Source organism: uncultured Azonexus sp. (assembly GCF_937982035.1).
GTDB lineage: Bacteria > Pseudomonadota > Gammaproteobacteria > Burkholderiales > Rhodocyclaceae > Azonexus.
The window spans coordinates 134,266-140,317 of the sequence record NZ_CALJNI010000014.1 but is presented as its reverse complement, the minus strand read 5'-3'; the positions used below and the strand labels follow the sequence as shown (position 1 = coordinate 140,317).

Here is a 6,052-nt window from a genome sequence, read left to right as displayed (position 1 = left end):
GAAGTAGTCTCGCAACGGCCGTCTGCGACGCATGGCGGACGAACCCGCCATGCGCGCGGCGCCGGGGCCTGCGAAGCCATGCATACGCTCGACCTGCGCGGCGTGACCGTGGCCTACGCTGGCGCGGGGGGCGGCCACACCCTGGCGCTGGCACCGATCGATCTGTCGATGCGCTCGGGCGACTTCGTGGGCGCCATTGGCGCGTCCGGCTGCGGCAAGACGACCCTGCTGCGCGCCATTGCCGGCCTGGAAATGCAGGACGAAGGCGAGATCGTCCATGCCGGTCGCGACATTTCCCGGCTGCCGCCGGGGCAGCGCGATTACGGCATCGTCTTCCAGTCGTATGCGCTCTTCCCCAACCTTTCCGTTGCCGACAACGTCGCCTACGGTCTGAACTCGAGCCGCAACGAACGCCGTCTGGCCAAGCAAAGGGTCGAGGAAATGCTCGAACTGGTCGGCCTGCCGGGCACCCAGGCCAAGTATCCGGCGCAGTTGTCCGGCGGCCAGCAGCAGCGCATCGCGCTGGCCCGGGCACTGGCGACGGCGCCCGACATGTTGCTGCTCGACGAACCCCTGTCGGCGCTCGATGCCATCGAGCGCGTCCGCCTGCGCGGCGAAATCCGCGCCCTGCAGACCCGTCTCGGGGTGACCACGATCATGGTCACGCACGATCAGGAAGAAGCCCTGGCCATGGCCGATCGCATCGTCGTCATGCAGCAGGGGCGCATCCAGCAGATCGGCGAACCGCGCGACATTTACCGCCAGCCCGGCAACGATTTCGTCGCCGATTTCATCGGCCGGGGCAACCTGCTCACGGCCGAACGCGTCGGGCCGCACCACGCCCGCAGCGGCGACCTGCTGCTGCGCACCGCCGCCGAACTGCCGCCCGCTGCAACTGCCCGCTTCTACGTCCGTCCCGAGGACATCCGTCTGCACGATACCCTCGACCAGGGCGAGAACACCTTCTACGGCCATGTGCTCAAGTGCGAGTTCCTCGGTCCGTATTCGCTGGTCACGCTGCGCGCGCACACGGCCGACGGTCGGCCGCTGGTCGCCCAGTTTTCCAGCAACTACCTGTGCGGTCGCGAAATCCGCCCGGGGGCGATGTTGCGCCTGGGCATTCCCGCCGAGCATCTGCAGCCCTTGCCGGAGGCGGCATGATCCTGCGCCGGCCGCTTGTTTTCCGCTCCGGCGCAGAGCGTCTGCCGGGCGTCCTGCTGCTCGGCGCCGCCGTCGCCCTGGCCTTGTTCCTGGTCCTGCCGCTGCTGGCCCTGCTGGTCGGCAGCGTGCGCGACGACGACGGCGCTTTCAGCCTTCTCCGCTTTGCCGAATTCGCCGCCACGCCGGGAATGGCGACGGCGGCCTGGAACACGCTGTGGGTGGCGGCGCTGGTGACGGCGCTCACGGTGCCGCTGGCCTTTCTTTACGCTTACGCCATCCAGCGCGCCTGTCTGCCGCTGCGCGGCCTGTGGCGGCTGATCGGCCTGTCGGCATTGCTCGGGCCGTCGCTGGTCGGGGCGATTGCCTTCATCCAGTGGTTCGGCACCCAGGGCGTGCTCAAGGCCTGGCTGGGCGGCGCCTCGGTGTATGGTCCGATCGGCATCGTCATGGCCACGGTCTACGCGGCTTTCCCGCACGCCCTGATGATCCTCGTCGTCGCCCTGGCCACCGCCGACGGCCGTCTCTACGAAGCCGCCGATGCGCTCGGTGCCTCGCGCTGGCGGCGTTTCCGCACGGTGACGCTGCCGGCCGCCAAGTACGGGCTGATCAGCGCGGCGCTGGTGGTGTTCGCCTATTCGGTCAGCGAGTTCGGCATCCCCAAGGTGATCGGCGGCAATTTCCCGGTGCTGGCGGTCGAGGTCTATGTCCAGGTTGTCGGCCAGCACAACTTCGGCCGCGGCGCCATCGTCGCCCTGCTGCTCCTGCTGCCGGTGCTGTTCGCCTTCGCCGTCGATACCTGGGTGCAGCGCCGCCAGCAGGCCAGCCTGACCGCTCGCGCCGTGCCTTATCAGCCGCGCCCCGGCCGCCGCCGCGACCTGCCCTTGCTGCTCTACTGCCTGCTGCTGGCGACGGCGATGCTCGGCGTGCTCGGCATGGCCATGTACACCTCGCTGGTCCGCTTCTGGCCGTACAACCTTGAACTGACGCTCGACCACTACATCTACGGCCTGGCCGAAGCCGGTGTCCTGGCCGCCTGGCAGAACAGCCTGAAGATTGCCGCGCTGACCGCACTGTTCGGCACGCCGCTGGTCTTCCTCACCGCCTGGTTGCTCGAGCGCACGTCGGCGCGGCCGGCCGCATTGAGCACAGCGGTGCGGGCGATGGCGGCGCTGCCGATGGGCGTGCCCGGCTTGGTGCTGGGCATTGGCTACATCCTCTTCTTCAATTCGCCGGATAACCCGCTGAACGGCCTTTACCACACCCTGGCGATCATGGTCGTTGCCACCGTCGTCCATTTCTACACACCCTGCCACCTGACTGCGGTGACCGCGCTGAAGAGCCTGGACCGCGAATTCGAGGCAGTGTCGGCCTCGCTCAAGGTGTCGCGCTTCGTCACCCTGTGGCGGGTGACGCTGCCGGTCTGCCTGCCGGCGGTGCTGGAAATCGCCCGTTACCTGTTCATCAACGCGATGACCACGGTGTCGGCACTGGTCTTCCTCTACGCCAGCGACACCCTGCCGGCGGCAGTCGCCATCCTCAACCTCGACGAGGCCGGTGAACTCGGTCCGGCGGCGGCGATGGCGACGCTGATCGTGCTTACCTCGGCGCTGATCAGTCTCGTCTATTCCCTGCTCACCCATTTGCTGTTGCGCCGCCACCAGGCCTGGCGCCATTTCCAACGATGAAATTTCCGGAGAACCCATCCATGTACGCCGTCGACCGCGACCCGCTGCTGCTCACCCCCGGCCCCCTGACCACCTCGCTGCGCACCAAGCAGGCGATGCTGCACGACTGGGGTTCCTGGGACGCCGCCTTCAACCGCATCACCGCCGACGTCTGCCGGCAGCTGGTCGCCATCGCCCACGGCGAGGACAGCCACGTCTGCGTGCCGCTGCAGGGTTCCGGCACCTTCTCGGTCGAAGCCGCGCTGGGCACCCTGGTGCCGCGCCAGGGCAAGGTGCTGGTGCCGAACAACGGCGCCTACTGCGCGCGCATCCTGAAGATCCTCAGCTACCTCGGGCGCGAGGCCGTCGAACTGCGCTTCGCCGAAGACCAGCCGGCCGACCCGGCGGCGATCGAGGCGGCGCTCGCCGCCGACCCGGCGATCACCCACGTCGCCCAGGTCCATTGCGAAACCGGCACCGGCATCCTCAACCCGCTCGCCGAGATCGCCGCCGCCGTCGCTCGCCAGGGCCGCGAGCTGATCGTCGACGCGATGAGTTCCTTCGCCGCCCTCGACATCGACCTGCGCACGACGCCGATCGCGGCGCTGGTCGCCGCTTCCGGCAAGTGCCTCGAAGGCGTGCCCGGGATGGGCTTCGTCATCGTCCGCCGCAGCGCGCTGGAAGCCGCCGCCGGCAACTGCCATTCGCTGGCGATGGACCTGCACGACCAGTGGACCTACATGCAGAAGACCACGCAATGGCGGTTCACGCCGCCGACCCACGTCGTCGTCGCGCTGCACGAAGCGCTTGCACAGTACGCCGAGGAAGGCGGACTGGCTGCCCGCCAGGCCCGCTACGCCGCCAACTGCGCGGCGCTGGTCGACGGCATGGCCGGGCTCGGCCTCAAGCCTTTCCTGGCGCCCGAGCATCAGGCGCCGATCATCGTCACCTTCCACGCGCCGGCCAGCCCGAACTACGACTTCAAGGCCTTCTACGCGGCGGTGCGCGACAAGGGTTTCATCCTCTACCCGGGCAAGCTGACCCAAGTTGAAACCTTCCGTGTCGGCTGCATCGGCGCGCTGACCGTTCAGGACATCGCCAAGGTCGTCGATGCCGTGGCTGCGACGCTGCGCGACATGCAAGTTGCGGTAGCTGAATGAACGAACGTGACATCCTGATCGTTGGCGGCGGCATCTTCGGCGCCGCCGTCGCCTACGAACTCGCCCGCCACGGGCTCGGCGAGCGCGTCCTCGTCCTCGAACGCCTGCAGCCGGCGGCCGGCGCGACCAGCCGGGCGGCGGCGCTGGTGACCATGGTGCGCGACGATCCCGGGCAGATCGCGCTGGCCCGCCAGACCTTCCGCACGATGGCCGAACTCGAACAGGAATTCGGCGAGGACATCGGCCGGCGCACGGTCGGCGCACTGCACGCGGCGCCAGCCAGCCACCTGGCAGTGTTGCAGGCGCGTGCCGCAGGCGCCGCCGCGCACGGCATCGCCAGCACTTGGCTGGACAAAGCCGAGGCGCTCGCCCGCGCCCCCTGGCTGGCGCCGGAATCCTTCGATCACGCGGTCTTCTTCCCCGACGAGTGCTACGTCGAACCCTATCTGTTCGCCACCGCCCTGCTGCGCGCTGCCATCGCGGGCGGCGTGCGCTGCACCAGCGCGGAAGTGACGCGCATCGTCGCCGACGCCGGCACAGTGCGCGGCGTCGAGCTGGCCGACGGCAGCACGCTGGCCGCCGGCCTTGTCGTCAATGCCGCCGGCGCCTGGGCCAATCGGCTCAGCGTCGATCTCGGCCTGCCGCTGCCGATGGCGCCGGTACGCAGCCAGTACTGGATCAGCGAGCCGGCGCCGATCTTTCCGCGCGACGGCGCCATCGTCCTGCTGCCGGCGATCCGCGCCTACGCCCGGCCCGAGGTCGGGGCCCTGCTGTTCGGCATCCGCGAGCGCCAGCCGGCGGTTGCCGACGCGCGCTCGCTGCCGGCCGACCTCGCCGGTTTCGTCTTCGACCCCGACGACGCCGACGGCTGGGCCAACCTGGCCGAAGGCGCCGACGAACTGGCGCCCTGCTTCCCGGCACTGAACACGCTGGGCATCGCCCATTACCTGACCGGGCCGAGCAACTACACGCCCGACCGGCAGCTGGTCGTCGGCGCCGCGCCGAAGATCGCCGGGTTGTACGTCGCCAGCGGCTGCAACGGCTCGGGGATCAGCTTCGCCGGCGGCGTCGGTCGGCTGATCGGCGAACTGATCCGCGGTGCCGCGCCCTTCGTCGATCCGCAGCCCAGCGCCCCGGGCCGGCGCGGCGATTTCGACCCCTACGCCCCCGACTTCCTCGCCGCCTGCGCCGCCGCGCGGGCCGGAAAAACATCCGGCTGAACCGCCGCCACCTTACGGAGACACTCCATGCAACAGCAACTTGAAGCAGTCATTTTCGACTGGGCCGGGACCACGGTCGATTTCGGCTCCTTCGCGCCGACCCAGATTTTCGTCGACGCCTTCCGCGCCGCCTACAACTTCGACCTGACGCTGGCCGAAGCCCGCGGCCCGATGGGTCTGGGCAAGTGGCAGCACATCGAGGCGCTCGGCCGCGATCCGGCGGTCGACGCCCGCTGGCGGGCAAAATTCGGGCGGCCGATGAACAACGACGACATCGACCACCTCTACCGCACCTTCCTGCCGCTGCAGGTCGAACGCGTCGGCGCACACGCGGCGCTGATTCCCGGCACCCTGGAGACGGTTGCCGCCTTGCGCGAGCGTGGCCTGAAGATTGGTTCGACCACCGGCTACCCGCGCCAGGTCATGGAAAAACTGATGGTCGCTGCCGCCGCCAATGGCTACGCGCCGGACTGCACCGTCTGCGCCGATGATCTCGCCGCCGGCGCCCGCCCCGGCCCGTGGATGGCACTGCAGTGCGTGCTCGACCTGAAGGTCGGCAACGTGGCGCATTGCGTCAAGGTTGACGACACCCTGCCGGGCATCCTCGAAGGGCGCAACGCCGGCATGTGGACGGTCGGGCTGATGCTCTCCGGCAGTCCGGCCGGGCTGACGCAGGCCGAGTTCGAGGCGGCCGACGAGGATACGCTGGTCGCGCTGCGCGCCCGCATCGGCCGCGAGTTCACCGGCGCCGGCGCGCATTACGTGATCGACACGATCGCCGATCTACGCGCGGTCCTTGCCGACATCGAGAACCGGCTTGCTCATGGCGAACGGCCGTGACCGGCTT

General features: G+C 69.3%; 5 protein-coding genes. All 5 read left to right on the top strand.

Annotation, left to right across the window (positions count from 1 at the left end):
- Nucleotides 1-1,161: ATP-binding cassette domain-containing protein (locus Q0799_RS10765; protein WP_298398177.1), on the top strand; the 1,161-nt coding region annotated here is incomplete at its 5' end.
- Nucleotides 1,158-2,846 carry a putative 2-aminoethylphosphonate ABC transporter permease subunit gene (locus tag Q0799_RS10760; RefSeq protein WP_298398175.1) on the top strand — a complete coding sequence of 563 codons (1,689 nt, stop codon included), beginning with the start codon at nucleotides 1,158-1,160 and terminating at the stop codon, nucleotides 2,844-2,846. The genes Q0799_RS10765 and Q0799_RS10760, both read left to right, overlap by 4 nt.
- 20 nt (nucleotides 2,847-2,866) lie before the next feature.
- On the top strand, nucleotides 2,867-3,985 hold the full coding sequence (locus Q0799_RS10755; RefSeq protein WP_298398173.1) for a 2-aminoethylphosphonate--pyruvate transaminase: 1,119 nt from the start codon (nucleotides 2,867-2,869) through the stop codon (nucleotides 3,983-3,985).
- A complete protein-coding gene (locus Q0799_RS10750; RefSeq protein ID WP_298398171.1) occupies nucleotides 3,982-5,205 on the top strand; it encodes an FAD-binding oxidoreductase in 1,224 nt (407 codons plus the stop codon). The genes Q0799_RS10755 and Q0799_RS10750 overlap by 4 nt, the downstream gene beginning before the upstream one ends.
- 27 nt (nucleotides 5,206-5,232) lie before the next feature.
- Nucleotides 5,233-6,045, top strand: coding sequence for a phosphonoacetaldehyde hydrolase (gene phnX / locus Q0799_RS10745; protein WP_298398169.1), 813 nt, complete (start codon nucleotides 5,233-5,235; stop codon nucleotides 6,043-6,045).
- Nucleotides 6,046-6,052 lie beyond the last annotated feature (7 nt).